This is a genomic window from Candidatus Tisiphia endosymbiont of Thecophora atra (assembly GCF_964026395.1).
Lineage (GTDB): Bacteria > Pseudomonadota > Alphaproteobacteria > Rickettsiales > Rickettsiaceae > Tisiphia.
Genome location: NZ_OZ032145.1, coordinates 519,761 through 546,359 on the forward strand (window position 1 = coordinate 519,761; position 26,599 = coordinate 546,359).

Genomic DNA, 26,599 nt, shown 5'->3' on the forward strand with positions numbered 1-26,599 from the left:
AAAACATGATTTTAATCTTTTAAAATCATGTTTTTAGCTTTAGAAAGGTTTAAAATGCATTCGCGTTAGCCGCTTTAAGAATGCATTTTTCCTTATATTAAAGCCAATTCGGGATAAGAATTAGTTAATTCTTATCCCGAATTGGAGTCAATTGCTAAAGTAACCTGAGTTTACTATACTATTTCACTCTCTTATTTGCCAACACCCAACTACTATCCAAATAATCATTACCATATTTATGCAAATATTCCTGATATTTACCTTTAAAATCAGTGATAGTTCGGTGGGATAGAGCAATAACCCTTGTGGCTATATTGCTAGCAAAATCTCGATCATGAGTTACTAATATTAGAGTTCCTTGATAGTTAATTAGAGCTTTTTTTAACATATCCTTAGATTCAATATCTAAGTGGTTAGTTGGCTCATCTAATATCAATATATTACTTTCTTCCAATATAATTTTTGCTAGTAATAAACGTGCTCCTTCCCCTCCACTTAAATTTAGAATATTCTTACTTACTTCATCTTTACGGAATAATAATTGACCTAGTACATTACGTAGCACATTATCACTTTCAGTAGGTATTTGGTCGGATAACCAATCAATAACACTCATACTTTCATTTAGTAATTCATGATGATCCTGAGCAAAATAAGAAACTTGCGTTTCATAACCCCATTCATAACTTCCTAAATCAGCAGAAATTTTATTAATAAGAATCTTAAGCAAAGTGGATTTACCAATACCATTTGAACCAATAATAATAATTTTTTCTCCACGTGAGACAGTAAAATTCACATTATTTAATATTTTTTTATCCTCGTAGCTTTTAGAAATACCCTGAACTTTTAACACTAATTTTCCAGATGGTCTTTTTTGCTTAAAATTAAAATATGGACTAACACGCGAACTTTCTTGGATGTCAGGTAATTCCATTTTTTCTATTTGTTTTTCTCGTGATGCAGCTTGCCTAGCCCTAGTAGCCAACGCTCTAAACCGGTCAACGAAACTCTGCATAGTAGCAATTTTTTTCTCTAAATGAGAAAATTCTTTAAGCTTTTGTTCGGTAACCAACTGTTTATCACGAACAAAAATATCATAATTACCAGTATAAATCTTGATAGTACCATAATCTATATCAAGAATATGTGTAGAAATATTATTAAGAAAAACAAGATCGTGTGAAATAAATACCAAAGCACCTTTGAATTTCTGTTTTAGATAATTTTCTAGCCAATAAATTGAGACTATATCAAGATGGTTTGTTGGCTCATCAAGTAACAATATATCAGGATTATTGAATAAACTTTGGGCTAAGAGTACCCTAAGTTTATAGCCGCCGGATAGAACGGATAAAGGCTGAAGATGATATTTTTCTTGTATTCCTAAACCAAGCAGTAACTCAACTGCAAAAATTTCTGATATATATCCATCATTGTCAGCTATAATTTGTTCCAACTCACCTAATCGATAACCGATTTCCTCATCACATTGATCAATTGCTAATAATTTTTCTTTTTCTTGTAGTGCTTGCCATAATTCACTTCTACCGGCAATAACGGTATTAATAATTGAGGTATTTTCATAAAGAAATTGATCCTGCTTTAAACATCCTATACGTGCATTTTTGACACAGGTAAATTCTCCGATACTAGCCTCTTCCTCTTGAAGCAAAATCTTAAAGAACGTGGATTTACCAGCACCATTTGCCCCAACAAGCCCATATCTATTACCATTTTTGATATGAACATTTACGTCGGTAAATAATATTTTTGCACCATAGCTCATGGCCAAATTAGTTGTAATAATCATAAGGTATTATCATGTAATATTGTACCATTTTTTAACCGCAGCTTAACTTGCTTAAGTGATCTTGGGCTTGCATCAATCACTTCAAGTTCAACCTGCTGCTCAATATCAATTTTAGTACCAACCAAAGGGACATTACCTACTTTTGCTAAGACTAGACCACCAATTGTATCGAATTCATCATTTTGGAGTTTTAGTTTCACACCTAGAGCTGATTCAAGATCCTCAACTTTCACTCGAGCATTTGATAAAATAGTATTATTATTGATAATTCTGAAACTATCATTATCTGATTTCTTATCATGCTCATCATTTATTCTGCCAACTATCTCTTCCATAATATCTTCCATGGTTACAATACCGTCAGTTCCACCATACTCATCCACAACTATCGATATCTGTACACGATCCCTTCGCATTTTTGCTAGTAAATCTATCAATTTCATTGAATGAGCAGAGATGATAGGTTTACGAATTATTTTTTTTAGCTGCAATTCTTGATTTGTAATAAGTTGCTTAGTAACAAGTATCTTGAACAAATCTTTTATATGAATAAAGCCAACTATATTATCCAGAGTTTCATCATAAACTAATGTTCTAGTATTAGGTATTCTGCTATTAAGCATTTGGCTTAACTCATCTATACTGGCAGTTAATTTTACTGCCTTAATATCAGATCTAGGGATCATTACATCTTCTACAGTTTTATGACCAAATTTCAGAAGATTCATAAAAATCTTTTTTTCTTCTAACGTCATTTTTTTACTGTTAGATTTTAGCTTTTTAATTGCATCATAAAAATTATCCTCTAGCTTCTCTTTAGAAAACAGCCGAGAGAAAAAAGATTTAAGAGTAATAATTTTTGAAGGATTTTTCAGCATAGCCCTTTTAGAATGAATAGATGTAAGGTTTTCTTTTTTCGAAGAAGTGGACAGAACCTAATATGGAGAGGCAATAGCAAAACCCTTTAATATTTCTATTTCTAAATTTTCCATAATATCTGCTTCCTCGTCATCTTGGTGATTGAATCCAAGTAAATGTAAAATACTATGTACCAAAAGATGGACAAAATGGTCTCCAAAGGCTTTATTTTGACTTATAGCTTCATTTTGAATTATTTCATAGCCAAAAGCTATGTCCCCCAAATACATATAATGTACATTAGGAGTAAATTCAAGTAAATGCCGAAAGTCTAATTCTATATCAGGAAATGATAGTACATTTGTAGCTTTTGCTTTGCCACGAAATTGGCTATTCAAATTCAACATTTCATTATTATTAGTCAGTAATATTGCTAACTCAAACTCTGCAACTCCCTTAAAATTCTTATATTTACTCAGTATAGCACCAACAACCTTCTTCACTAATAGTTTATTAATAAATTTTTGATTTTTCCAATCTTGACAAGCTCGAATAATCTCTACATTGATTTTCATGACATAATTTCTTGGCTGAAAATACTCAACAATAATGCTCAATAATATTATATAACAATATCCTGCAGATAATACTAAAAATTTTTCTTAGTGATAGCATTAGTTTGTGGTATCTTATGATAATTTATAATAATTATTCTATAATTAAAAGCTACTTAAAGTAATGAAAATATATTTATGATAAAAATAGGCAATATTCAGCTACCTCATCCGGTGATATTAGCTCCAATGTCTGGTGTTACTGATCTACCATTTAGAAAGTTAGTGAAAAAATTTGGTGCAGGACTTGTCGTTTCTGAAATGGTGGCAAGTAGAGCGATGATTATTGAAACAAGACAATCTTTGCAAAGATGTGCGATTATTGGGGACGATGCTACTGGTTCATGTGTACAGATTGCTGGGTGCGAACCTGATATAATAGCAGAATCAGCTAAAATGAATGAGGATATGGGGGCAAAGATTATTGATTTAAACTTTGGTTGTCCAGCTAAGAAAGTAGTAGGAGGATATTCTGGCTCAGCTTTAATGAGAGATGAGAAATTAGCTGCAAAAATTTTAGAAACTACGGTAAAATCTGTCAAAATCCCAGTAACTTTAAAAATGCGAACTGGTTGGGATGAGCAAACTAAGAATGCTCCAAATTTAGCAAAAATAGCCTATGATGTTGGAGTGCAAATGATCACCATTCATGGCAGAACAAGATGCCAGTTTTATTCAGGTCAAGCAGATTGGGAGTTTATAAGGCAAGTTAAAGATGTGGTGAGGATTCCAGTTATCGCTAATGGAGATATTACTTCTTTGTCTAAAGCCAAGGAATGCTTACAAAAATCAGGTGCTGATGGCATAATGGTTGGTCGGGGAGTATATGGTAGACCATGGTTTATTTCTCAAATAGCACATTATCTTAAAACCGGAGAAGAACTCCCGCCACCTTCAATAGCAGAGCAGCTAGAAATAATACTGAGTCATTATGATGCTATGTTAGAGTATTATGGAAATGATACAGCTGTTCAGCTAGCTAGAAAACATATAGGTTGGTATAGTAGTGGTTTAGCAAACTCAGCTGAATTTAGAGGAGGGGTTAATATGATGACTGATCCAATTCAGGTTAAAGAAAAGATCATGGAATTTTATGGAAAATTCTTTTAACATCGTGACCATAGTACCCTAAATTTTTCTATAATCGTTATAGCAAGGCTCTTTAGATGCCGTAGCGATCTAGGTAAACAGCTAGGCTGTTTTTTTAGAGTAACGCTTTGTGTATCCTGGATTGCCGCGTCGCCGCTTTTTCGCGACTCCTCGCAATGATGTATAGGGAAGCTATATTTACTAACTTTCGACAGTTATGGTAGAACTCCACGGGAGAAATATAAAGAACTCGGACATACTATTCCTTCTATAGAAGGAGTACATAAAAGTTATGATTCTTCAAAAGAAACTTTTGCTATACAGGATTACAAATATGACCAAGAATTTAAATCTGCTATTAAAAAAAAATATATTAAGTAACCTCAGTTCGATATAAGAATTAATAATTCTTATATCGAACTGGCTTTGTTATAAGGAAAAATGCACTCTTGAAGCGGTTCTACGAGTGCATTTTAACTTTTTTCATCATTCAATATGTGATTTTAATTATTAAAATCACATATTGAATGGAGTGTTATATTTTAACAATCAGGTGGGCAGCCGCTTCAAACCTGATTGTTTCTATATATAACACTGAATTCGATGTAACTTGTTACATCGAATTCAGGTTAAGTACTAAAAGATAAGTCGTAATTTTATCTGACAATTAGCTTGTAACAAGGTCTATAAGTCACACAAGTAGCAAAATAGAATTAGTATTTTTACCTCCCTATAGCCCTAATCTTAATCCGATTGAACGATTATGGAAATTTATGCATAGAATTGTAACAAATAATAAATTTTACCATAATTTTGCTCAATTCTCAGAAGCTATAGATAGATTTTTTGCTAATATTGATAAATCAAAGGTAATTTGCTTACTCTTATAACTGACCAATTTCAGACTATAACTTTTAATCATTTTGCCAACTCTTCAGGTTAATTGAGTATATACAGTTATACAGAGAATGAATTACCACACCCACACTTATTTTTTGCAAGGGGGTTTCTAATTTCAAAATAGGAACTACCTAATTCTTCGATAAAATCTATTATACAATCAACCATAAGCTGCTGAGATATTTCATCGATAACTACTTTAATATTATCTTTTTCTATAGTACAGTCATCTTTTGTTATATCATTGCTTGGAACGAGAGCGTATTTATAAACAAATCCAGAACAGCCTCCACCATCAACAACTACTCTAAGAACCAAACTTGGATTACTTTCTAGTTTTATTAGCTCATCTACTCTTTTAAAAGCATTATCAGTAACTTTTATTGACATAATCTTATATTATAAAGACCATTAGAATAATCCTAAAAACCTAATTTTGCAAGAGTTTCATTTAAAAACCTTGAAAAGCTTGCTAGGTAATTCTATACTGGCTTTGTTATAAGGAAAAATGCACTCTTGAAGCGGTTGACGCGAGTGCATTTTAACTTTTTTCATCATTCGATGTAACTTGTTACATCGAATTCAGATTAAATAGGAGTTAATATATGCTTGCTTCATATGCAGTAGATCCAGCCAAGACTAGGGGGAGATTGTTTAATGAATATCCTACATCTTATAGAAATGAATTTGAACGAGATCGGGATCGCATAATTCATTCAAAGGCTTTCAGACGTTTACAATATAAAACTCAGGTTTTTATTAATCACGAGGGGGATCATTATCGGAATCGCCTTACTCATTCGATTGAAGTTTCTACGGTTGCACGTTCTATTGCTAGAACCCTTAATTTATCAAGTGATTTAGCAGAGACTATAGGTCTTGCTCATGATCTTGGGCATACTCCTTTCGGTCATGCAGGGGAGATAGCACTAAATAAATGTATGGAAGATTATGGTGGATTTTCCCATAATGCTCATTCATTAAAGATTCTTACTAAAGTAGAGAAAAGATATGCGGCTTATGATGGATTAAATTTGACATGGGAAGTGCTAGAAGGAATTGTGAAACATAATGGTCCTTTAATAAATAATATACCTAAATATATAGTAGAGTATGATTTACAACATAACCTTGATTTAACTCATTATTCTTCAGCTGAAGCCCAAATTGCTTCGTTAGCTGATGATATTAGTTATATTTCCCATGATTTAGAAGATAGTATTGGTGCCAAGATTATTGACTTTAATCATCTAACGGAAATTAAATTTATTGATCAATATGCTTTTGAAATTAAGTCCCAATTTGAAAATATAACAACATCTCGACTCATTTATGAAGTAGTGCGTAAGTTGATCAGCGATTTAATTGCTGATTTACTGCTACAAACAAATAATAATTTACAAAAACAGAAAATAATCACAACCGATGATATACGCCATCTTGATTATCAGCTTGTTAATTTTACTGACAAAGCAAAAGAGCGTATAATGGAAATTAAACAATTCTTGTATGATAAAGTATATAGGTATAATAAACTGACCTCTATAACTTTAAAATGTCAGAAAATTGTACAAGAGTTATTTAGAGTATATATGGATAATGTTGATTTATTACCATTTAGTTGGAAAGAATTAATTATACCAGGGGATATAAAATCTAAGGCTGATATAGTAGCAGATTATATAGCTGGCATGACTGACCGCTTTGCTATTCAAGAATATCAGGCTCTTTATTCCTTTAATTCTAACAATATTTGATTTATGAATATATTTAATAAATTACGTGACGATATCATTAGTGCAGCTAGACAAATATGCGATAATGAAGATGTGTTACAATTGGCGGCTATAGAAATTCCTAAAGATAATCTCAATGGTGATCTTTCAAGTAATATAGCTATGATTATCGCTGCAAAACAAAATATTAAACCTAAGGAACTAGCTATTAGATTTAAGGAAATATTAACGCCTCTTCCATATATTGCATCTATAGAAGTTGCTGGTCCAGGATTTATTAACTTTACTATCAAAGCAGATATGTGGCATAACTCTATCAATGACATATTGTTGGATAAGGAGAATTTTTTTAAGATTAATTTTGGTAATAATCAAAAGGTTAATATTGAATATGTATCTGCAAATCCAACTGGTCCTATGCATATTGGTCATGCTAGAGGTGCTGTTTATGGTGATGCTTTAGCCAAAGTTCTAGATAGTACTGGCTATATTGTTACCAAAGAATATTACCTTAATGATGCCGGCTCTCAAGTGGATGACTTAGCTAATTCAGTTATTTTACGCTATAAACAAGCATTAACAAAAGAAGAGATCGTAATACCAGAAGGGCTTTATCCTGGAGAATATTTGGCAGATATTGGACAAAAGTTGGTGGAAAAATTTGGTAATAAATTATTAACAATGGCCGATAGGCAACGTCATGAACTCGTTAAGGATTTTTCAATAGAAGAAATGTTAGCTATAATTAAGCAGGATTTAAAGGAGCTAGATATTGAACACGAGGTATTCTCCTCGGAAAATTCACTGCATGATAGTGGTAAGATTGATGAAGTTGTACAAATGCTTACTAAAATGGGACTAATATATGAGGGGCAGTTGCCCCCCCCTAAAGGTAAAATAGATGAATCTTGGGATTCAAGAACTCAGAAATTGTTTAAATCTACGGCTTTTGGTGATAATCAAGATAGACCAATAGAAAAATCTGACGGTAGTTGGTCATATTTTGCCTCTGATTTAGCTTATGCTAAGGATAAAATAGATCGTGGTTTTGATCATCTAGTTTATATTCTAGGTGCAGATCATTGTGGTTACGTAAAAAGAATTGAGGCAATAGTTAAAGCCCTTGGTGGAGAAAAAGTTAAAGTTGATGTTAAGATTTGCCAGTTAGTAAATTTTGTTGAAAACGGTATCGCTATAAAAATGTCAAAACGTAGCGGTAATTTTACTAGTGTGCGAGATGTAACAAATGAGGTAGGTAAAGATATAATAAGATTTATAATGCTAACCCGTAAAAATGATATTGCTCTTGACTTCGACCTAGTAAAAGTAAAAGAACAATCAAAAGATAATCCTGTATTTTACGTACAATATGCTCATGTTAGGACAATATCTATACTGGAAAAAGCTAAAGAATCCATGCCAAAAGCATATGGTAAATTCTTAGAGAATGAGTATGACTTGTCGTTACTTTCCAGCGAAGAGGAAATAGAAATAATTAAACTTCTTGCTTCATGGTCAAAAGTTTTAGAGATTTCGGCAAAATATTTTGAACCCCACAGAGTAGCTTTTTATCTGATTAATTTAGCTTCAAAATTCCATGCTTTATGGAATTTTGGCAAAGAAAATAATGATTATCGGTTTCTAATTGAAGATAATATAGAGTTAACCACTGCTCGGCTTGCTTTAGCAAAGTCTATTCAAAAGATTATAAAAGTTGGTTTTGATGTTATAGGGGTAACGCCTATGAATAAAATGTAATGAAGTATTGTAATTTATAAGTTGATGACTAACCGCACTTTACTCTTACTAATTATTTTCTCAATAATTAGTGGTATTACATATTTAGTTTATACTAATTACAGCCGAAATAGTGGCCAAGTAGTAACAATTTACCCTGATCCATCACCTACAAAAATTAAACCACAAGATAGTGGGGGGATAGTGATACCAAATGCGAATAATATAATTTATGAGAGTTTACAACAAAAAAAGACCAACAAACCTGTAATATTACAACCTGAACCGGAAAAGCCATTAAATATCGCTAAACAAAAACTAGCAGAAAGTGATGAAGAACTTGACTCGATAGACACGATTTTATTTAGTATAGTAGAAACTGATCAAGCTAAGTATGAAAAACACAAACTAAGTAAAGATGAAGAAGAAACGGAAACAATTTTGCCTAATATAATAAAAAATGACTTGGTGCAAAAAGAGAATTTAATAGAGCAAAAATCTGTTCCAATAGTTCAACAATCTAATAATAAAGCTGGTTTAAATGTCATAAAAGTTACTGAATCACATCGCAAAATTGATGAAACACAGTTAAATAAGTCGAATCAAGGTGGTTATAAAATTCAACTAGCCTCGGTAAAATCTGAATCAGAAGCTAACCAAGAAGGAGAAAGAATCAAGAAAAAATATGCAAAAATTCTTAATAATACAGTAATAACTATCAAGAAGGTGCAATCTGATAAAGGAAATTTCTTCTATTTAATATTAGTAGGTAATTACCAAAGTATAAGCCAAGCTAAAGCGATTTGTAATAAACTATCTTACAATCAGCAAGGTTGTATAATCACTAATCGTTGATGGATTTTTAAGGCAGTTCCAGTCAATATCATACCAAAAAATATTATATTTATGAACATTAAAATTAAAAAATTAGAACATTCTGTAGATATTTTACCCAGTTATGCTACTGAGCATAGTGCCGGTATGGATCTAATAGCAGCAAATATTGAACCAATAACTATAAAATCACAAGAAGTAAAGTTAGTCCCCACTGGAATTTGTATAGCATTACCTAGTCATTTAGAAGCTCAAATCAGACCAAGATCAGGTTTAGCACTAAAACATGGTGTTACCGTGCTGAATTCACCTGGTACAATTGATGCTGATTATCGTGGTGAGATAAAGGTAATTTTAATTAATCATCATCCTAAAGAAGATTTTGTAATTGAGCGTGGTATGAAAATTGCTCAAATGGTTATTGCTAGGTATGAGCAGATCTTATGGGATGAGGTTGATTCGTTAGATGAAACCTCTAGAGGTTCTGGTGGATTTGGTTCGACTGGGAAATTCTGTACTAGTTACGACTTAATCTGACAATAAGTAATAATCAGGCAGCTTGATAAGTAATAGCCAAGTTGTCTTATCTGAGTTAATTGTTGTCTTTGAACCTACTGGTGGATATGAACATACATTTAAGAGAATTTTTAAAAATAAATAAATTGCCTTTTGCTACAGTACACCCTAATAAAGTGCGTAGTTATGCTAAAGCTAAAGGATGGCTTGCTAAAACTGATAATATCGATAGTAAATTGTTGCATGATTATGCAACGTGCTTTGCTTTACCAGTGAAGGTTACTTATGATAGTAATAGCCAACAACAGTTACATGCTTTATTAAAAAGAAGAGAACAATTATTAGTATTTAAGAATCAAGAAATTGCTAGGCAGGATACAGAGTTTAATGCTGTCGTCATTTTATCTTTGAACCAGCATATTGCTAGTTTAACAGCACAATTACAAGAGATTGAGGATAGTATCAAAGAATTAATTTCTCAAGATCAAGAAATAAAGGATAAAATTGATCGGCTTACTTCTATTCCAGCAGTTGGCATTACTCTTGCTAGCACTGTAATATGTGAAGCACCGGAGCTTGGCAATATTACTTTTAGGCAGTTAACATCTTTAGTAGGTCTTGCTCCTTTTGCTAGAGAAAGCGGTAGTTATAAAGGTAGAAGAAGTATTTTTGCAGGTAGAGGTAATCTTCGAAGAGTTCTTTATATGGCTGCAGTAGCTGCCTTACGATGTAATAAGCACCTACGCAATTTTTATGACCACTTAATTGCTAAACATAAACCAGCAAAAGTTGCTCTTGTTGCTGTTATGCGCAAATTACTAGCTTTTATGCACTCTATTGTAAAAAATAATTCTTCCTGGAATGAAAATTTATGTTAAGTTACTATTTTTTTATTGACTTCCATTACGGATGCTCAGGTTAAATAGATAATTTTTTACTTTAATTCTAAGAATTTGGCAAATCAAGGCAATATCCTATAGCACGGATCGTTTTTATAAATACCTCAGATTCTTTATTTTTTAGAGATGTTCTTATTCTATTTATATGTACATCAATAGTACGTAGGTCAATAGCTGTATCTCTGCCCCACACTTTGTCTACAATATCTTGACGGGAAAATATTACTTTAGGTGCTTTGATAAAAAGTTGTAAAATCTTAAATTCTGTTGGTCCTAAACGAATTATCCTGCCTTTATTAGTTACTTTATAGGTAGTAAGATCCATACTTACTTCCTTATATTTTATAACTTTATCTTGTAGAATTAAATTAGATCGTCGGAGTAATGATCTTATTGAAATCATTAGCTGATCTGAAGTGAATGGTTTAGTAAGAGAAACAACAAAGTTATTATCTTCCAAAGTATAATTAGACGGAGATTCTCCGGAATGTAGCAAAAAAATTATTGGTACTTTCTCTAAACCATTAATTTCTCTTAGTTTAGTTGCTATTTCTGTAGCAACTTTATCTTGTACCATTGAATCAACAATAATTATATCAGGGTGATTTGCAATAGAGTAGGCTATAGCTTTTTCTATTGTGTTAGCCTTAACAAGATTAAACCATGCTCTCTCTATGACATTAGATAAAGAAACGTTAATGCTTTTAGTTGATTCTATAATAAGAATTCTAGGTGGTAATTTATCGAACATTTTAAATACTAATTAAATGAAGACTTTAGGCATGACTAAATATCTTCTTTGTATACCCAAATGATTGAGGGATTGGAGCATAAAACAAGGTATAAGCATGCTAAACGTACATGTAAGTAATGTGAAGTACGCGAATCCTCAAAGTTTTTGCTGAGTCAATTTTTAAAGTAAAAAGAGTATAATTCAGTTATGCAAGAGTCTAATGTTACATTATTGTGAATTTATTGTAATGATATTAATTTGACTTTTTAAAGTGCAATATTATCGAATTAATTAATAAATTTCTACTAAATTTATTAATATAAGTCTACTAATTTAATTATTTATTTACAATCCGTGTAAAACGGTTATATTTTTGCAATCAAAAGGTATTAGTGATTTATTAATTATGCTCTATAATAAAGATAACACTTGAATTAAATGTTTTTTATTGTTATAAATGGCTTTATTTTGTAGCTGGAGATTCTTATATATGGCTTTTTACGAATCAGTTTTTATCATACGCCAAGATATTTCGTCTGCTGATGTAGATAAAATTACCGATGACTTTACTAAAATTGTTAAAGATAGTAACGGTGAAGTTATTAAAACTGAATATTGGGGTTTAAGAAGTTTAGCCTATAAAATTGGTAATAATAAAAAAGGACATTATGTTTTTATGGGGCTTAAAACTGATTTTTCGGTAATAAATGAACTGGAAAGGAAAATGAAGCTAAGTGAAAATATTATTAGGTTTGTTAATATCAATGTTGATTCAATAAGTGCTGAACCTTCGCCGATTCTAAGAAGTAAAGGTTCAGATCATGAAGAAATAGTTGATGTAACAATTAATAAAGACTAAATAGTAATAAAATTGGAAAAGATTAAAATGTTTGAGAATGATGCTGTTGACTCTCAGTCAATGACTAGAATGGCTGATAGAAATAATAAAAGAGTGTTTTTTAGAAAACGTAAGGGATGTCCTCTTTCTATTCCAAATGCTCCAGTAATTGATTACAAGAACCCTGATTTGTTAATAAAATTTGTATCAGAAGGTGGTAGAATGTTGCCTAGTAGGATTACCAATGTATGTGCCAAAAAGCAAAGAAAACTGAAGAATGCTATAAAAATTGCTAGAATCCTAGCGTTGTTGCCTTTTGTATTTCAAATTTGAGCAGAGGAATAAGATGGAAGTTATTTTGATTAAACCTGTAAGAAAACTCGGAAAGATTGCAGAGATTCTTAAGGTAAAAAAGGGGTTTGCTCGTAATTATCTTATCCCCAAAAAATTAGCAATTAGGGCAACAGAACCTAATAAACAGTTCATAGAAGCCCAAAAACATGATCTTGAAACGAAGGAGCTAAAAATAAGATCTGAGGCAGAAGCTATTAATAATGTTATAAGTGGTAAGGAATTAATATTTATTAAGCAGTCTGCTGATGATGGTCGGTTGTTTGGTTCAGTGAATAATAAAGAAATTGCTGAAAGTTTGTCTAAGGCTTCTTTGCACTTAATATCACATTTAAGTATAATTCTTGAGAAACCGATAAAGTCAACAGGTGTATTCGTGGTAGAGGTTAGGTTGCACGCTGAGCTTAGTACAAATATAACGGTAATTGTTGCAAGGTCAGAATCTGAAGCACAAGATTACTCAAGGAACAATAAGCAAGATACTATTGACCCCCTTGAAAGTTCTAATCAACAAGAAACCTCTACTCCTAACGATGTGGAGCAGATATAAGGTTTTGTCGCATTTGTAAATCGTGTTCTAACGAAAATTGTAAAACCTTAGATTTTGGATATTATGATGCCATGAGCATAACAAAATTCTCAAAAGTAGAAAAATTATTATTAGCTCCAGTAATTTGTCTTTTTTGAATCATATGAATATTTTCTATACCAGTAATGGTAAAAGATATATTTTAAGAAAAAATGGTTCTATAGCCCGAAAAGTTGAGTTTGATAGGAATAACCGAGTTGAAAAACTAGTTAGCAAGGTGGAAGAACGTAATATATATGTATCAACGCATAAGAAAGCAAAGCCAAAAACCGGTTTAAATAATATTCAAAAAATTGCCAAAGAATGGCGGATAGATAAATTTATCAACCTAAAATTAGACGGCAACCAAATAGTGGTTGAAATTAATCAAGATAAGAAAAAAGAGTTATTTGCTCTTGATGGTTGTTATGCGATTAAAACACAAATTGAAATTAAACTGATGAGTAAAGAATTGGTTGATAAAGCTTACCATAATTTACATGAAGTAGAATCGAATTTTAGCAGTATGAAGACGGGATTACTAGAAGTAAGGCCGATTTTTTTAAGGAAAAGCAATAGAACAAAGGGACATGTATTTGTCTGTATGTTGGCATTAAAAATATGGCACTATAATAAAAAATAAGTTGAAACAGGGTTGTGGAGTAACTAAGGATGGTAAATATAATGTGACCATTGAGGAAGCATTAAGAGAGTTGGAAAAATATGTTTTTTATATTATACTATCAAAGGTTGTAAAGTAGCAAGATTATCAAAATTAACGACTCTTCAACAACATTTATTCAATTTATTTGATCTAACAATGCCCCAAATGACAAAATCTGCAAAATGATAAAATAATGGTATGGACCTCCTGATATACAGAATGAAAAGTAGTTGCTAATCTTCTAGAGTTAATATTAAATATATTAAAACAACAATCAGGAGGCTAAGATGGAAGTTACCACAATTGGTATAGATATTGCAAAAAGAATTTTCCAAATTCATGGTGTAGATAAAAATGGTAAGACGGTATTAAAGAAAAAATTAATGAGAGATCAAGTTTTAACATTTATGGCTAATTTACCAAAATGTTTGGTAGGGATGGAAGCTTGCGGCGGAGCTAGTTACTGGGCAAGAGAAATAACTAAATTGGGGCATACAGTAAAACTAATGGCAGCACAATTTGTCAAACCGTATGTTAAAACTAATAAAAATGATCAAGCTGATGCAGAAGCTATATGTGAAGCGGTAACAAGACCAAATATGAGGTTTGTACCAATTAGAACTGTAGAACAACAAGATATTTTATCAATTCATCTAGTAAGAGAGAGATTGGTAAAAAATCGTACTGCCCTTGCTAATGAAATTAGGGGTCTACTACATGAATTTGGTTTTATTATTCCTCAAGGGATCAATAAGGTTATGACAAAATTAACCGAGATTTTAGATGAAGGAAATTTAAGCCAGCTGGGTTATCAAACATTTAGTGAACTGAAAGAGGAATTTTTGGATAATGACAAAAAAATAAAAGAGATAGAAAAAAGATTAAAAATAATAGCTAGCAACTTAACTCAATATCAACGATTAACAGCTATACCTGGTCTTGGTTTAATTACTGCTACTGCTTTAATAGCATCAATAGGTAATGCTACAAGTTTTGAGAATGGTAGGCAATTATCGGCATGGTTTGGATTAGTGCCAAGGCAGCATTCCAGTGGAGGGAAAGATAAGTTGCTTGGAATTAGCAAGCGAGGTGATGTTTACTTGCGTACTTTATTGATCCAAGGAGCTAGAGCTGTACTAAATGCCAAGATAAGATTTACATCGGAAGAACAAAAATCTAAAAAAGATTTTAGCAAATTTACGCAGTGGATGTTTAATTTATCTGAGCGAAATGGACATAATAAAACAGTAGTTGCTGTAGCTAATAAACTGGCAAGAGTGGTGTTTGCAGTACTAAGGTCAGGGGATGATTATGTAGAGAGTAAAGTTTGTAGCACAAAGCTATTATAATTAACATAAAATAAATAGTGGTTTATTAATTAATAGGTAAACAAAGAATATGTAAGAGATTCCAACCCGGAATATGCGTGAGATAATAATATTGATGGTAAATAAGACAAACCTTAGCTTACAAAAAAACTGATGACTACAATGGCTCTTTGAAGCCGATAAAATGATAAGTATATAGTTTGTAAGCCAGCGAATTCCATCAGGGCTGTAGGATAAATTACACATAATTTATTAACTATAAGCCGGATACATGTATGCATTTGCATTTTTGCTATTAGATGTTATTTTTTTCTTGCATTTTACAGGAGGTTCATACATGTAGTCAGTAACGAGAATTTAATTCTACACTCCACTCGTCGCATAATACTCACGTTCTATAGCATAATTTCTGCTCATATTTATCTCGAAGATGAGTCGCACCACTCGAGAAAAAGTTTAGAAAATCAAACATAGCTTTTTCTTTTTTATTACTTACTAAATCATTCTATCATTAATTATGCTATCACTAAGTTATTTTATCATTACCTAGGTTCTTATATCTTTAAATTATGATATAAGTAATTGTAAGAGGGTGACTTGATAGGTTCTTGATTGAAATAATCGTGCACAGAATAAGTACCCTCTTACAAGGTTTGCTTTGAACAAATTGCAGAAGGTGCTGGAAGCAGCAGCCTTGCACAATAAGATGAAGGAGATTATATCATGAGTAAAATAATAGGTCTAGATGTAAGTAAAAAATGGTTAGATATATGTTTATATGAGTCTAACAATAAACCGATATATAATTGTTTTTCCAATGATAAGTTAGGGCATGAAGAACTGATAAAATTAATAAAAGAGCAAGAAATTAAGATAATAGTATGTGAGCCTACTGGAGGTTATGAAGCAGAGATTTGCCAAGAATTGTATAATAATAAGCAACAGATACATAAGATCAATACCTATAGTTTTAATTCATTTAGTAAATCGGTGAATTTGTGTAAAACTGATAAGAAGGACGCATTTAAATTAGCATATTATGGCGATAAGATGCAACTTACAGCTAATTATTTATATCAAGTTGAATCAGAGACTTTGAAGAGATGTCAGCAAAGGCGAGAAGATTTAGTATTAATGCTTAGCAATGAAAAGAAGAGGCTACATCATAGTATTGATGGCATTGATAAAGAGAGTATAGAAAAACTCATTAAATTTTTACAGAATGAAATAGCTGAGCTTGATAAGAAATTAAATGAGGTAATAGATGAATCAGAAGAGTTGAAAGAGAAGGTAAAAATATTAGAGAGTGTGCCTGGTATTGGTAAATGCGTAGCTAAAAAACTAATTAGTTTTTTACCTGAATTAGGAAATAAAAATTATAGTAGTAACGAATTGTCAGCAATTGTGGGGATAGCTCCTTATGCTCGTGATAGTGGTAATAAGCAAGGACGAAGATTTATTAGAGGTGGCAGGAAAATACCACGAGATGCTTTATACATGGCGGTATTGGCGGGGAAAAATGGTGTCAAAAATAGTTTTCAATATTTAAAAGCTTTATATGATAGGCTTGTTAACAATTTTAAACCTAAAAAGGTTGCTATAGTTGCGTGCATGCGTAAACTACTTGAAGTGTGCCATAAACTTATTCAACAAAAACGTTGTTTTGTTATTTAGATAAATATTTTTTATTTTTTTGAAAATTTAGATAAAAGATAATTGACAAAAATTTTAACGTAACCATATTAAAGTTCCAACGAAATTTAGAAAAGCTAAAAAAGTGGCTGGGGCTTTATCAAATCTAGAAAATATACGCCTAAAATGTTTGATTTTACCAAATAAGCACTCAATTAAATGTCGTTCCTTATAAGTATGTTTATCATATTCACGTTGTACTTTACGGTTAGATTTTGGTGGTATAACAATCTCACACCCCTTATTTTCTAAACTTTCTACAAATGCACTACTATCGTATCCTTTATCGGCTATCACTGTCGTATTCTGAACATCTTGAGTAAGATTTCCCGCTTGAGTTATATCATTTCTTTGCTCAGCAGTTAGTATAAACTTTAATGGATTACCAAGGGCATCAACAAGGGCATGAATTTTAGTACTAAAACCACCTCTGCTTCTACCTAAAGCTGCTTCTTCTTGATTACCTTTGATATATCCAGATGAGCAAGCATGTACTCTTATAATAGTTGCATCAATCATAATCAATTCCATATCTGCATCTACTTTAACATAATCCATTAAAGCATCCCATATACCTTTATCAACCCATCTCTTAAATCTGCGATAAATACTATACCAACAACCATAATCATCAGGTAAAAGACGCCATTGGCAACCTGTTCTAACAATAAACCATATTGCTTCAATAAACTGTCTCATTTTTTCTTCATTCTTGTTGTGTATACCATTTCTTTCCTTAAAAAATGATAAAATTACTTCCCATGCTTGTTCTTCTATGTAATACTTCATATTGGTAGTTCCTTTTTTTGATAACTAGAAACTACCATTTCTTCTTACTATGGCAACTTTCTTTCCTCTTTCCTAACTACAATTTTTGTCAACAGCAATTATCTTTTATCTAAAATTTCAAAAAAATAAAAAATATTTATCTAAATAACAAAACAACGTTTTTGTTGAATAAGTTTATGGCACACTTCAAGTAGTTTACGCATGCACGCAACTATAGCAACCTTTTTAGGTTTAAAATTGTTAACAAGCCTATCATATAAAACTTTTAAATATTGAAAACTATTTTTGACACCATTTTTCCCCGCCAATACCGCCATGTATAAAGCATCTCGTGGTATTTTCCTGCCACCTCTAATAAATCTTCGTCCTTGCTTATTACCACTATCACGAGCATAAGGAGCTATCCCCACAATTGCTGACAATTCGTTACTACTATAATTTTTATTTCCTAATTCAGGTAAAAAACTAATTAGTTTTTTAGCTACGCATTTACCAATACCAGGCACACTCTCTAATATTTTTACCTTCTCTTTCAACTCTTCTGATTCATCTATTACCTCATTTAATTTCTTATCAAGCTCAGCTATTTCATTCTGTAAAAATTTAATGAGTTTTTCTATACTCTCTTTATCAATGCCATCAATACTATGATGTAGCCTCTTCTTTTCATTGCTAAGCATTAATACTAAATCTTCTCGCCTTTGCTGACATCTCTTCAAAGTCTCTGATTCAACTTGATATAAATAATTAGCTGTAAGTTGCATCTTATCGCCATAATATGCTAATTTAAATGCGTCCTTCTTATCAGTTTTACACAAATTCACCGATTTACTAAATGAATTAAAACTATAGGTATTGATCTTATGTATCTGTTGCTTATTATTATACAATTCTTGGCAAATCTCTGCTTCATAACCTCCAGTAGGCTCACATACTATTATCTTAATTTCTTGCTCTTTTATTAGTTTTATCAGTTCTTCATGCCCTAACTTATCATTGGAAAAACAATTATATATCGGTTTATTGTTAGACTCATATAAACATATATCTAACCATTTTTTACTTACATCTAGACCTATTATTTTACTCATGATATAATCTCCTTCATCTTATTGTGCAAGGCTGCTGCTTCCAGCACCTTCTGCAATTTGTTCAAAGCAAACCTTGTAAGAGGGTACTTATTCTGTGCACGATTATTTCAATCAAGAACCTATCAAGTCACCCTCTTACAATTACTTATATCATAATTTAAAGATATAAGAATCTAGAACACATGGATTTAAACAGGAGATTATTTTTTATCGACGCTAGACGAGTAGATGAAGTTGCTTGGTCAAAGGAGCAGTTAAATAGTCCGCTATCGAAGCAAGATATCCCACACACCACATATTAATCCCATTCCGGACCATAATTCTTGCCATTTTATATCTCGAAGATAAGAGTAGAGTTCATCTCTAAACAGTCAGAAACATTTGCTGCATAAAGGCATATGTGATTTAACAAATACGTACTAAGACTTGCTCATGAAACTTATTATAAGCTATGTATTCAAAAGATAAATTAGTATGCTGTATAAATTCTATAAATGACTTATGCTCATGTTCTTCCCAGCCATCGTAATTAAAATATTCATCAAATAATAAAAATGTGCCAACTACTATATTTGTAGATAGATATTTAAATATACTTTTAGTTGAGGAATATAAATCACAATCTATATGTATTAAAGATATGGGTGTGTCTTTTATTTCATTTTTAAACTGGGGGATAGTGTCTTCAAACATACCTTTATATATTGATATATTTGCCAATAAAGGTGGTACAATATCATCGCTTAATTTAAATGTACCTTTATTTGCTCCAGTACGCCAGTCTTCTGGAAGACCATCAAATGAATCAAATCCATAAACAATATTTTTAGAATTCAGTGCCGCAATAATGTTAATAGTTTTGCCAGTGCATACTCCAAATTCAATAATAAGACTATTAGTAACTGTTTTAACACTTTCTAGTGTAAATTTTAATATATCCGCATCGCAATCAAAAATTATGCAACCACGCATGTGCTTTTTTATGTAGCTTATAGTAGACAAATGATCTGTTACAGGTCTATTGGCTGTACAAAAATGAAGTATTTGGTTATTGCCATAATTATGCTTTAATTTTACATCCGGGAATATAATTGCATTATTTTGAAAATAATTGTAATTTTTAAAAGGTATTTTATGCATAACAAAAACAATTTTATATGTATATATCAAAATTATCTTATTTGGACATTAGCATCATTGTTTTATATTTACTAATTACTATTGTAGTAGGAGTATACTATAGAGCAAAAAACGTTAATATAATAGATTATGCAATTGCTAAAAAACAACTTAGTTACCCTATATTATTGTTCAGCTCACTTGCCACTATAATTGGTGCAGGTTCTACTGTAGGAACAATATCTGAAATATATAAACTAGGTGTTATATTTATAATACCTAATTTTGGATATGTTTTAGGTAGCTTTTTATTTGCAAAATTCATAGCCATAAAAATTGATAATAGGTTTAATAACAATATATCAGCTAGTGATATAATTAAAATCTTTTATGGTAAAAACGTGTCCATTGTAACAGCTATAATTGGATTTTCTTATTGTACAGGAATAGCTGGAGTACAAATTACTGCCTTAGGTCATATATTTAACTCTTTACTTGGTATGCAATATGAAATGGGAGTGATAATAGGCGGATTAATTATAGTAGTCTATTCATGTACAGGTGGATTTAGATCAGTAGCAATAACAGATGTAATACAATTTACGTTGTTAATTGTAGTTATACCAATACTAGCAAGTGTAATGCTGAATAAGACTGGAGGTATGACAGCTATACTACTACAATCTGAAAGTAATAAACTATCATTTTTCAATCAGGCTGATTACTTAAATTATATTATACTATTTTTTGCCTTATCTATGCCTACGCATCATTTAAATCCTTCATTAATACAAAGATATCTAGCCGCAATTAATCCAAAAGACATACAATCAATAATGTATACTTATTGTTTTATAAAGTCTGCACTTGTATTTACTTTAGCAATTATCGCATTATCTGGGTTAATTATATATCCTAATATTTTACCACATCACTTATTAAATATAGCAATAATAAACTTATTACCTAGTGTAGTAAAAGGTTTAACTATTGCTGGTATTTTCGCGGTAATTATGTCAACTGCTGATTCAAATATCAACTCAGCAGCTATCCTACTATCACATAATTGTATATTTAAAATACATTCTAGCTTCAATGAATTAAAGTTAGCTAAAATTGCAACATTTATTAGCGGAATTATAGGCATAAGTATTGGTTTGTTAAACTTAAATATTATTAGAGTTATTATGGACTTAGAATTAATATGGGGCATAATGGTTGGTATACCTATGATCATAGGTATTTTAAGACTAAGTAGACCACTTAATTTTTTTTGGTACTGCTGTGTTATAACATGTATTACAATGTTTTTAAATTATTACCTTAAAGTTGAGATTTGTATAAGTACACTTATAGTATCGTTACTAATATCACTCATGATATTAGTTTATAATTTATGGTGCAATAGTGGATTTAGATTAAGGTTAAATAAAAATATTACAAGCAAAAAGCAACATATTATTAAGTCTCAGTATAATATCACCCAATTTATACACTTTATTAAAAATAGAATGGAAGAAAATTCTATCAATGTAAAAGTATATGGTACATTTTGTTGTATAAATTATATAGTACCATGGTTCATGTGGGACTCTGACAAGGTTGATAACTTTAATGTAATCCTAGCATTACGTTTTATAGCGGGTTTTATTTGTGTAATATTATTAACGCATGATTATTGGCATAAAAAATATATCAAATATTTCCCATTATATTGGTATTTTACTTTAATATACACTTTACCTCTATTCACAACATTTATGGTATTGAATAACCCTACTTCTCAGTTTTGGTTAATTAATATTTCTCTTGCTATATTTCTGCTAGCTATGCTAGTTGATTGGCTTAGCTTTTGTATTATTTCATTTATTGGAATTATACTGGGAATAACATTACATTATGTTATTATACCGCATTCTATTCAAGCAGTACACTGTGAAGTAATGTATAATTTTATATATATAGTAATATACAGTACAACCATAGGATTCATTTTTAATAAAAGAAAAGAACTAGTAAGTACAGTAAGATTTAATACTGCAAAAAATATAGCTGGAACGATGATGCATGAAATTAAGTCACCATTACTTACACTTGCCTTAATTAATAATAATATTAAAAGAAAAATAAACAATCAAGACGATATAGGCACATTAAAAAAAATCTTGCCTAGAATAGATCAAGTCATTACAGAAACAGAATATTTAGTAGATAATATTTTAGCAAAATTAAAAAAAGATAGTAATGATATAAAATTAGAGCTATTATCTATCAAGCATGAAATAAATGTAATAATAGATTCTTATCCATTCATGAAGGACGAGCAAAATAAAGTGATACTATCAATAAACTATAATTTTAGCTTTTTAGGTGACAGTAGTTTATTTAAGCATGTCATACATAATTTACTTAAAAATAGTTTGTATTATACTAGGTCAAATAGTAATGCAAAAATATATATAACGTCAGAACGAATTAATGAATACAATTATCTTTTTTTTAAAGATACAGGTGAAGGTATAAAGCAAGAAGATTTAGGGAATATTTTTATACCATTTTATACTAGACGTGCAAATGGTACAGGTTTAGGGTTATCTTTTTGTAGAGAAATAATGCATTCTTTCGGGGGTGATATATCTTGTATATCTGAAGAGGGACAATATACAGAGTTTCAATTAAATTTCCCTAATTATAATAATACATAGCAAACATATGTCATTATTACCATTTTTTTGGCCGACTCAAACTTTAATATTAGATGATGATGAATTGTTTATCGTAGAACTAAAAGAGATATACAAAGATAAAAAGAATATTATTTTTTCTACTAGTCCAATTGACTCATTAAACTATTTATCAAATTTACAATTTGATAATCAATGGTATAAACATTTGTTAGATTACGGTTATTACGAAAAAAAACTATACGATATAGACTATAAAAAAATTTGTAATAATATTTATTCGCCCGAGAGATTTAAGCAAGTTACTACTATTATAGTAGATCACAATATGCCAAGTATGTCAGGTATTGAGTTTTGTACAAGGGTTGCCCAATATTCCATGCGAATAAAATATTATTAACAGCTAATATGGACTACAAACAAGCAGTAAACCATTTAAATCAGTCTATAATTAATGAATTTTATATAAAACAAGATATAATATATAATATAAGTGCATTTTTAGAGAAAATACACCGTAGTAGCTATGAATTTTTTCACAATATATCCAAAGATCTGAGTATATTAATAAGATCTAAAGCATTTCATTCTAAGGAATATAGAAATTATATCTATCAATTAATACAAGACTTAAATATAGCGGAATACTATTTATTAAATGATTTGGGTTGGTATTTACTATTAGATAATAATGGTCAAAGCTATGGAGTATTTATATTTAGCCAAGAAAGTGCAGATGAAATCATAGAAGAAGCAAGATTGCGTTTTGTAGATGCAGAAGCAATACAGTCATTAGCTAATTATCAAAATATTTTATGCTTTTATAGTACTTCAACAACCGATTGGCCAAAATCTCATGTATGGAAAAAGTATATTCATAGAGCAGACAAAATACTTATATCAGGAGATAATTATTACATTGCCTGTGTTAAAGATGGTATAGATATAGACTATAATAATCTATATTTCTATAATCAAATGTTAACTAATGCATCTAGCATTATTTAGCATTTATTAGTCCGAATTTTAAGTGCCCTTCAATCATACCTTTAATGTAAACTTTAGCATACTCAGGCTTCGTATTTGTTTCTAAGTATTGGTATAATGATTCTATATATTCATGCAAAATATTAATACTTATTTCTTCCTGACTTCCGCAGATTTTTTGATATTAGTTGTTATAAGTGGCATTAGTAAGGAGGTGAAGTGGTACTCTCGTTCTGTTGTGCCTAGTAGATATTTTATTATTGACTTTAACTGCGATGTTGTTTATTATTTAATTAATTGAATATAGCCCCATATTTTATAGCCCTAATATGTACATACGTCGTAAAAAAACTCCTAATAGTCCAAGGCAATCTATTCAAATAGTGGAAGGTTATCGTGATAGTAAAGGTAACGTCAAACAGCGTATAGTACGTCATTTAGGAGTCTTCATAGATGAAGTAGAAGAAGCTAAATTAGTTGCCCTAGCACAAGATTTGATTGCCAAGATTAAAGCTGAGAGAGAAGCTGCAATTGGGCAGAGGAATTTGTTTACTGATGATACTAACGAGGTTAAAAGAGGTCGTCCAACTAACAAGTTGTTAAAAGATATTCTACCTGTTAACGAAGTAAAACTAAATGAGGTTGTAGAAGTCAAGCGAGTTGTTGAAGGAGTGCATCAAATAGGGGGGCATGTTTATGATCAAATGCATTTTAACCAGTTACTAGCAAGGAAACGTGACGCTGGGATGCTGAAGGATTTAGTGTTAGCCCGTATGGTAAGACCAAATAGTAAAAAAGGGATAGTTGAGTATTTAAGCGATCAATTTGACAGGCATCATGATCTAGATGCTACTTATCGGATGATGGACAAATTACATGAGCAAATACCTAAAATTAAAGAATTATGCTTTAAAAACACCCTAACCCTGATTCCTAATAAAGAGATTAGCCTAGTATTTTTTGATGTCACTACACTATACTTTGAATCAGTAGAAATAGATGAGCTAAGAGCCTTTGGCTATAGTAAAGATCATCGCTTTAATACTACCCAACTAGTTCTTGCCCTAGCAACTAATGAGGATGGATTACCACTTGGCTATGAGCTGTTTAGTGGTAATACCGCAGAAGTTAGCACCTTAATTAAATCAATTAACAGCTGGCAAGCGTATCTTAAAGTTAAAGATGTCTGTTTTATTGCTGATCGTGCAATGTTTAGTAAAGCTAACTTGCAAGCTCTCGATGAAGGTGGTTATCGTTATATTGTGGCAGCAAAGCTTAAAACACTCAAGAAAGAAAAGAAAGAAGAAATATTATCAGAGGAAAACTATAAGCCTACTGTTATAGGCAATGATCTTACTTGGATTGCCGATCTAGAGCATGATGGTAAACGTCTAATTACCAGTTATAAATCTAAAAGGGCTATTAATGATGCACAGGAGCGACAAAAAATTTTAGATAAAATTAATAAGACTATTGGTGAGTCTGGTAGTACTAAAAAACTTATATCTAATAGTGGAGTAAAAAAATATACTTCTAGTGAAAATGGCAAGAGCTATATTGACGCAGAGAAGATAGAGCAGGATGCGTTGTGGGATGGCATACATGGGGTAATCACCAATGACCAAACTATAACTCCACATGAAGCAATAGCAAAATATGCTAGATTATGGGTAATTGAAGAGCAATTTAGAATCAATAAACATAATTTACAAATGCGTCCAATTTTTCACTGGACTAAACAAAGGATAGAAGCACACATAGCTGTGTGTTATATGAGTTTTGCAGTGCTTAAAACTATAGAATACAAGGTTGCTCTGACCCAAAAGATCAGTGTAACTAACATCGTTGAATTATTAATATCAGTACAGGCTTCAATCTTAAGACATACAAAGACTGGTGATCTTTATAGACTACCAAGTGCAATAAAAAACGAAGCTAGAAAAATCTATAAAACCTTTAACATCAAGCGTTCAGACCATGCTGAAATATATTTAAAATAACAAAATAATGTTGTGCCTAAATTTTAAAAATCCTAGCACTATGAGCCTTCTAAGCTTATGCCTTATTAAAAAATGCGGAAGTCGGGTGGTATAGATATAGACTATAATAATCTATATTTCTATAATCAAATGTTAACTAATGCATCTAGCATTATTTAGCATTTATTAGTCCGAATTTTAAGTGCCCTTCAATCATACCTTTAATGTAAACTTTAGCATACTCAGGCTTCGTATTTGTTTCTAAGTATTGGTATAATGATTCTATATATTCATGCAAAATATTAATACTTATTTCTTGAATTTTTAATGTATCAATAACATCAATAATTATTTGCAAAGCATTTAAATATGTTTTGATATTTACAATAAACTGCTTTTTATTTTTAACTAATGTGTCAATTGGGACATTCAATACATTTGCCACTTTATTATAATATTCAGGTTTCGTAGTTCTGTTGTAAATTATATTTGTAATAGTACTTTCTTTTATTTCTGTTAGCTCAGCAAGCTTGGTTACAGTAATCCCCTTTTCACTCATTAATATTCTTATAATTTCACCTGTAGTCAACATAAAGTAAACTTAATATATCGAATAATTGTAACTATTACAATATTTGCTCAAGTCAATACAATAACCTCTAGCTTATGTGTTTACAAGTAAAATTATAACAGTCAAAAATACTAATGTAGAATATTTTACAATTTTTATACAAAATTATAAAAATATATATACCTGAATAATATTGTATAATACAATAT

The 26,599-nt window shown here is 30.9% G+C and carries 25 protein-coding genes and 1 pseudogene; 17 read left to right on the plus strand and 9 right to left on the minus strand.

Going from position 1 to position 26,599, the window contains the following annotated elements:
- Positions 1-178 precede the first annotated feature (178 nt).
- From AAGD45_RS02570 to ybeY, 3 genes are read right to left on the minus strand one after another with little or no spacing between them, the layout of a single operon-like run.
- Positions 179-1,813, minus strand: a complete 1,635-nt coding sequence (locus AAGD45_RS02570) for an ABC-F family ATP-binding cassette domain-containing protein (RefSeq protein WP_341761870.1) — start codon at positions 1,811-1,813, stop codon at positions 179-181.
- Complete coding sequence (locus AAGD45_RS02575) at positions 1,810-2,745, minus strand: hemolysin family protein (protein ID WP_375331542.1); 936 nt, start codon at positions 2,743-2,745, stop codon at positions 1,810-1,812. The genes AAGD45_RS02570 and AAGD45_RS02575 overlap by 4 nt, the downstream gene beginning before the upstream one ends.
- 3 nt (positions 2,746-2,748) lie before the next feature.
- Positions 2,749-3,246: an rRNA maturation RNase YbeY gene (gene ybeY / locus AAGD45_RS02580; protein ID WP_341762192.1), complete on the minus strand. Its 498-nt coding sequence runs from the start codon at positions 3,244-3,246 to the stop codon at positions 2,749-2,751.
- Positions 3,247-3,423: 177 nt separating this feature from the next.
- On the opposite strand from ybeY, the gene dusB reads away from it, so the two are divergent.
- Positions 3,424-4,395: a tRNA dihydrouridine synthase DusB gene (dusB, locus tag AAGD45_RS02585; RefSeq protein ID WP_341761871.1), complete on the plus strand. Its 972-nt coding sequence runs from the start codon at positions 3,424-3,426 to the stop codon at positions 4,393-4,395.
- 680 nt (positions 4,396-5,075) lie between these two features.
- Positions 5,076-5,154: pseudogene (locus AAGD45_RS08700) on the plus strand (transposase); the annotation flags it as partial.
- A 177-nt stretch (positions 5,155-5,331) separates the two neighbouring features.
- Here AAGD45_RS08700 and AAGD45_RS02595 read toward each other — a convergent pair.
- A complete protein-coding gene (locus tag AAGD45_RS02595) occupies positions 5,332-5,664 on the minus strand; it encodes a HesB/IscA family protein (protein WP_341761872.1) in 333 nt (110 codons plus the stop codon).
- A 215-nt stretch (positions 5,665-5,879) separates the two neighbouring features.
- On the opposite strand from AAGD45_RS02595, the gene AAGD45_RS02600 reads away from it, so the two are divergent.
- The 5 genes from AAGD45_RS02600 (at position 5,880) to AAGD45_RS02620 (ending at position 10,975) form a co-directional block, all read left to right on the plus strand.
- On the plus strand, positions 5,880-7,031 hold the full coding sequence (locus AAGD45_RS02600; protein WP_341761873.1) for a deoxyguanosinetriphosphate triphosphohydrolase: 1,152 nt from the start codon (positions 5,880-5,882) through the stop codon (positions 7,029-7,031).
- 3 nt (positions 7,032-7,034) lie between these two features.
- Positions 7,035-8,768: an arginine--tRNA ligase gene (gene argS, locus AAGD45_RS02605; RefSeq protein ID WP_341761874.1), complete on the plus strand. Its 1,734-nt coding sequence runs from the start codon at positions 7,035-7,037 to the stop codon at positions 8,766-8,768.
- A gap of 24 nt (positions 8,769-8,792) precedes the next feature.
- Complete coding sequence (locus AAGD45_RS02610; RefSeq protein ID WP_341761875.1) at positions 8,793-9,602, plus strand: SPOR domain-containing protein; 810 nt, start codon at positions 8,793-8,795, stop codon at positions 9,600-9,602.
- Positions 9,603-9,653: 51 nt separating this feature from the next.
- On the plus strand, positions 9,654-10,118 hold the full coding sequence (gene dut, locus AAGD45_RS02615) for a dUTP diphosphatase (RefSeq protein ID WP_341761876.1): 465 nt from the start codon (positions 9,654-9,656) through the stop codon (positions 10,116-10,118).
- A gap of 86 nt (positions 10,119-10,204) precedes the next feature.
- Positions 10,205-10,975 carry a transposase gene (locus tag AAGD45_RS02620; protein ID WP_341761877.1) on the plus strand — a complete coding sequence of 257 codons (771 nt, stop codon included), beginning with the start codon at positions 10,205-10,207 and terminating at the stop codon, positions 10,973-10,975.
- 67 nt (positions 10,976-11,042) lie between these two features.
- Here the strand turns inward: AAGD45_RS02620 and AAGD45_RS02625 are convergent, their stop codons facing one another.
- Entirely contained in the window at positions 11,043-11,747 is a 705-nt protein-coding gene (locus AAGD45_RS02625; RefSeq protein ID WP_341761878.1) for a winged helix-turn-helix domain-containing protein, read from the minus strand.
- Positions 11,748-12,219: 472 nt separating this feature from the next.
- Here AAGD45_RS02625 and rpsF point away from each other — a divergent pair, with 472 nt between their 5' ends.
- The 6 genes from rpsF to AAGD45_RS02655 all read left to right on the plus strand — a co-directional run bounded on the left by rpsF (position 12,220) and on the right by AAGD45_RS02655 (position 17,152).
- Positions 12,220-12,588, plus strand: a complete 369-nt coding sequence (gene rpsF / locus AAGD45_RS02630; protein WP_341748149.1) for a 30S ribosomal protein S6 — start codon at positions 12,220-12,222, stop codon at positions 12,586-12,588.
- A 27-nt stretch (positions 12,589-12,615) separates the two neighbouring features.
- The gene (gene rpsR / locus AAGD45_RS02635) at positions 12,616-12,900 is read left to right on the plus strand and encodes a 30S ribosomal protein S18 (RefSeq protein ID WP_341762193.1); all 285 of its coding nucleotides are present in this window, start codon (positions 12,616-12,618) and stop codon (positions 12,898-12,900) included.
- 13 nt (positions 12,901-12,913) lie between these two features.
- Complete coding sequence (gene rplI / locus AAGD45_RS02640) at positions 12,914-13,468, plus strand: 50S ribosomal protein L9 (RefSeq protein WP_341761879.1); 555 nt, start codon at positions 12,914-12,916, stop codon at positions 13,466-13,468.
- A gap of 133 nt (positions 13,469-13,601) precedes the next feature.
- On the plus strand, positions 13,602-14,129 hold the full coding sequence (locus AAGD45_RS02645; RefSeq protein WP_341761880.1) for a hypothetical protein: 528 nt from the start codon (positions 13,602-13,604) through the stop codon (positions 14,127-14,129).
- Between the two features lie 308 nt (positions 14,130-14,437).
- Entirely contained in the window at positions 14,438-15,499 is a 1,062-nt protein-coding gene (locus tag AAGD45_RS02650; RefSeq protein WP_341761881.1) for an IS110 family transposase, read from the plus strand.
- Positions 15,500-16,201: 702 nt separating this feature from the next.
- Positions 16,202-17,152: an IS110 family transposase gene (locus AAGD45_RS02655; RefSeq protein WP_341761882.1), complete on the plus strand. Its 951-nt coding sequence runs from the start codon at positions 16,202-16,204 to the stop codon at positions 17,150-17,152.
- A 54-nt stretch (positions 17,153-17,206) separates the two neighbouring features.
- Here AAGD45_RS02655 and AAGD45_RS02660 read toward each other — a convergent pair whose 3' ends face one another.
- The 3 genes from AAGD45_RS02660 to AAGD45_RS02670 all read right to left on the minus strand — a co-directional run bounded on the left by AAGD45_RS02660 (position 17,207) and on the right by AAGD45_RS02670 (position 20,190).
- Entirely contained in the window at positions 17,207-17,959 is a 753-nt protein-coding gene (locus AAGD45_RS02660; RefSeq protein WP_341761883.1) for an IS5 family transposase, read from the minus strand.
- Positions 17,960-18,099: 140 nt separating this feature from the next.
- Positions 18,100-19,050, minus strand: coding sequence for a transposase (locus AAGD45_RS02665; protein WP_341761884.1), 951 nt, complete (start codon positions 19,048-19,050; stop codon positions 18,100-18,102).
- 405 nt (positions 19,051-19,455) lie between these two features.
- The gene (locus tag AAGD45_RS02670) at positions 19,456-20,190 is read right to left on the minus strand and encodes a TylF/MycF/NovP-related O-methyltransferase (RefSeq protein ID WP_341761885.1); all 735 of its coding nucleotides are present in this window, start codon (positions 20,188-20,190) and stop codon (positions 19,456-19,458) included.
- Positions 20,191-20,207: 17 nt separating this feature from the next.
- On the opposite strand from AAGD45_RS02670, the gene AAGD45_RS02675 reads away from it, so the two are divergent.
- From AAGD45_RS02675 to AAGD45_RS02690, 4 genes are all read left to right on the plus strand, one after another.
- Complete coding sequence (locus AAGD45_RS02675) at positions 20,208-22,874, plus strand: sensor histidine kinase (RefSeq protein WP_341761886.1); 2,667 nt, start codon at positions 20,208-20,210, stop codon at positions 22,872-22,874.
- A 7-nt stretch (positions 22,875-22,881) separates the two neighbouring features.
- Positions 22,882-23,253 (plus strand): hypothetical protein, encoded by a 372-nt coding sequence (locus AAGD45_RS02680; protein WP_341761887.1) that lies wholly within the window; start codon positions 22,882-22,884, stop codon positions 23,251-23,253.
- An 8-nt stretch (positions 23,254-23,261) separates the two neighbouring features.
- Positions 23,262-23,861 carry a hypothetical protein gene (locus AAGD45_RS02685; RefSeq protein WP_341761888.1) on the plus strand — a complete coding sequence of 200 codons (600 nt, stop codon included), beginning with the start codon at positions 23,262-23,264 and terminating at the stop codon, positions 23,859-23,861.
- A gap of 308 nt (positions 23,862-24,169) precedes the next feature.
- Positions 24,170-25,840 carry an IS1634 family transposase gene (locus tag AAGD45_RS02690; protein WP_341760830.1) on the plus strand — a complete coding sequence of 557 codons (1,671 nt, stop codon included), beginning with the start codon at positions 24,170-24,172 and terminating at the stop codon, positions 25,838-25,840.
- Between the two features lie 151 nt (positions 25,841-25,991).
- Here the strand turns inward: AAGD45_RS02690 and AAGD45_RS02695 are convergent, their stop codons facing one another.
- A complete protein-coding gene (locus tag AAGD45_RS02695; RefSeq protein WP_341761837.1) occupies positions 25,992-26,411 on the minus strand; it encodes a helix-turn-helix domain-containing protein in 420 nt (139 codons plus the stop codon).
- Positions 26,412-26,599: the final 188 nt, after the last annotated feature.